The organism is Caldanaerobius fijiensis DSM 17918 (genome assembly GCF_900129075.1).
Classification (GTDB): Bacteria; Bacillota; Thermoanaerobacteria; order Thermoanaerobacterales; family Caldanaerobiaceae; genus Caldanaerobius; species Caldanaerobius fijiensis.
Genome location: NZ_FQVH01000069.1, coordinates 1 through 2,926, shown reverse-complemented (window position 1 = coordinate 2,926; position 2,926 = coordinate 1). Strand labels below are relative to the sequence as shown.

Genomic DNA, 2,926 nt, shown 5'->3' with positions numbered 1-2,926 from the left:
TATACTAAGAAATGGGTTAAATAAAATGTTAATTGATTCTTATCAAGAAAGAGCATGAAATTAATCTAAATACACAAAATATTTTTCACTCCCCTCAAAACGGTTAATGCGCCATAAAACTATTTTATAGGCTTTGCTTTTATAAGTTTAACAATGTCAAGAGATAGGTTATCTTCATAAATTATTTGAAAACCGGCTTTTTTTATATTATCAATAGTATTTCTGTTGATATTGGCTCCATATATTCTGACAACTAAGGGGTTTATAATATCCATAAATGTACCTAAGGGTTCTATATTACTTCTTACATGCTCCAGCATGATTAATTCACCATCTTTTCGTAGAACCCTTTTTATCTCTTTTAACCCTTTAATGGGGTCCGGTACAGAACAAAAGACACAAGCTGTTATAACTGTATCAAAAGAGTTGTCAGGGAAATCTAGCTGCTGAGCATCCATTAATTTAAGCGTTATATTTAAACCCAGTTTATTTGCCCTTGTTATTGCTTTTTCAAGCATCTTTGGACTAAAATCTATTGCTGTGATATTAATATCCTTAGGATAATAAGGCATATTTTTGCCCGTCCCAACACCAATTTCCAGAACATCGTGGCCCTTTACATGATTAAATAATTCTTTTCTCCATTTAGACATCCACCTTTTTTCCATCATGTCCTCAATTCTATCATAGTATTTTGCTGCCCTATCGTATCGCTTTCTTATGATTTCTGTTGTATCTTTCACATGCAGTCCTCCTTTTGGCTATTTTTTGTTTATTCTGACAATAATTCTAGTATATATTTCTCTAATTACTATGATAATACGATTTTATGTAGAAAATATGAAGATTTATTTTTATTCTTCATATTTTCTCCACAATTGAATTGTATGATGTATATGTAAAAAAAATCGAAGGAGGTAATAAAAATGGGATTGGTCGACAGAGTAAAGTCAATTTTTAAGGCAAAGGCAAATTCAATATTGAATGAACTAGAAGACCCTGAAGAGGCTCTAGAGCTGTCTCTTGAAGAACTGAGAGAGCAATTAAATAAGATAAATAAGTCGCTTATCGAGGTTACTACGGTTAAGAAAAGGCTTGAAAGTAACCTATCAGATATAAGGGATAAAATACGATTGGCACAGGAACAGGCTGATCTATCAATTGCTTCCAACCGCGAAGATTTGGCCCAGGCGGCATTGGCTAAAAAGATGGATCTCACAGAGCAAGAAGAACGGATTTCTAAAGAATTGGAACAGTTAGAAGAAAAGATAAAGATAATCACGGCTAATAAAGAAAAATTGGAGAGGCATATTTACGATCTGCAGAACAAAAAAGAGGAATTGATCGCCATGAATCGTGCAGCAGATGCTCAAATAATGGTTAAAGAAGCTATTGCAGGCATCTCCAGTGATATTTTAAATATAAATCAGAGAATAGCCAGGGCACAAGAAAAGATAAAAGAGAAAAATAACAGGGTAGCCGCTATGGATGAACTTATTGAGATAAATGCACTGGATGTATTGGATGAAACAGATCCTATCCAGGAAGAGCTGAATAAAATCCAAAGGGAAGAGAGGATAAAGCAAGAGTTAGAGCAACTGAAAAAGAAGAAGGGAGTGTCATAATAATGGGATGCGGTGGTGGATTGTTTAGAATATTTGATTATTATGGATTTCCGAGAGGGTGTGGAGGTTATAGAGAGGATTCCTGCGACAGTTATATTCGGGATGATTTTGATGAAAAGATGACATTACTAAAGAGGATGTATGCAGAAGGAATTATTGATGACAGGCAATTCGAAAGGTATAAACAGATGATATATGATAACGCCATAAGCTTTGAAGAATTAATGGATATCAGAAGGCGCAACTTAAACAAAATAAAACAACAGGAGCAGAAAAGAGGTACTAACAGTACTGATAGCGACATTGATGCAAAAATGCAAAAATTACAACAAGCAAGGCTTAAAGTACTGCAAGTTAAGGATAAATTGCGACAGAGGATTGATGAACTTAAGGCGGAAAGAGATAAGATGGAAAACATGGCAGAAAGTGTAATAAAAATCAGCGAAGAAAAAACTGAGGAGTTTATTAGTAAGAAGATCGAGATAGAAGAGAGCATTCAGAGGTTGACTAAGCAAGACAGTGAGTTGGAGAAGCAGATAGAAGAAATAGATGAGATGATCAAAGAACTTCAGACAAAAAAGTTGGAATATGAGGCTGTAAAGCTTAAAGAGGAGATAGAAAATTTAAAATAATTGAAAATAGGAGGTAATAAAAAATGAGAAGGAAGTTATTAATAACAGTGGTTTTATCAGTTGTGTTAATAGGATTAATTGGAGGGATGGCTCTGGCAAAAGGTACTAACAGTGTAGCTCTCCCTAAAAATCCGGTTAACACTGTAAATCAAACAAAAGATATAAGGCAAAATAATTATGGGTATGAAAACATGATTGAGATTATGAAAGAAAATGGACTAACAGATATGGCGAATCTCATGGAAAAAGGAGATTTCAAGGGCATGGATAAACTTATGGAGAACCTATCAGATGCCGATTACCAAAAGATGATAAAGATAATGAGAGACAACGGGTATGGCAATATGGCTGCTATGATGGAGTCTATCGGGAAAAACGGAATGATAGAAATGCACAAAGCTATGGAGGGTATGCATAGCTGGAACAGCGGCATGATGGGTGGCTTTTAATGGCCACCTTGTAAAATTTTTTGATAACAAATGCCTTGAGACTCAAAAGATTTGAGCCTCAAACAGCAAAATAATAATATTGAAAGTTAAAGAGCTCAATACCGTATAGGGCGGTTATTGAGCTCTTTGGGAGTGAAAAATATTTTGTGTATTTAGATTAATTTCATGCTCTTTCTTGATAAGAATCAATTAACATTTTATTTAACCCATTTCTTAGTAT

At 34.3% G+C, this 2,926-nt stretch carries 4 protein-coding genes; 3 read left to right on the top strand and 1 reads right to left on the bottom strand.

Going from position 1 to position 2,926, the window contains the following annotated elements:
* Positions 1–119: 119 nt before the first annotated feature.
* Positions 120–743: a class I SAM-dependent methyltransferase gene (locus BUB87_RS13765; protein WP_073346645.1), complete on the bottom strand. Its 624-nt coding sequence runs from the start codon at positions 741–743 to the stop codon at positions 120–122.
* 183 nt (positions 744–926) lie between these two features.
* Here BUB87_RS13765 and BUB87_RS13760 point away from each other — a divergent pair, with 183 nt between their 5' ends.
* The 3 genes from BUB87_RS13760 to BUB87_RS13750 are packed head-to-tail and all read left to right on the top strand — an operon-like array spanning position 927 to position 2,706.
* Positions 927–1,625 carry a PspA/IM30 family protein gene (locus BUB87_RS13760; protein WP_073346643.1) on the top strand — a complete coding sequence of 233 codons (699 nt, stop codon included), beginning with the start codon at positions 927–929 and terminating at the stop codon, positions 1,623–1,625.
* A gap of 2 nt (positions 1,626–1,627) precedes the next feature.
* The gene (locus BUB87_RS13755) at positions 1,628–2,257 is read left to right on the top strand and encodes a hypothetical protein (protein ID WP_073346640.1); all 630 of its coding nucleotides are present in this window, start codon (positions 1,628–1,630) and stop codon (positions 2,255–2,257) included.
* Positions 2,258–2,280: 23 nt separating this feature from the next.
* Positions 2,281–2,706: a hypothetical protein gene (locus BUB87_RS13750; RefSeq protein ID WP_073346637.1), complete on the top strand. Its 426-nt coding sequence runs from the start codon at positions 2,281–2,283 to the stop codon at positions 2,704–2,706.
* Positions 2,707–2,926 lie beyond the last annotated feature (220 nt).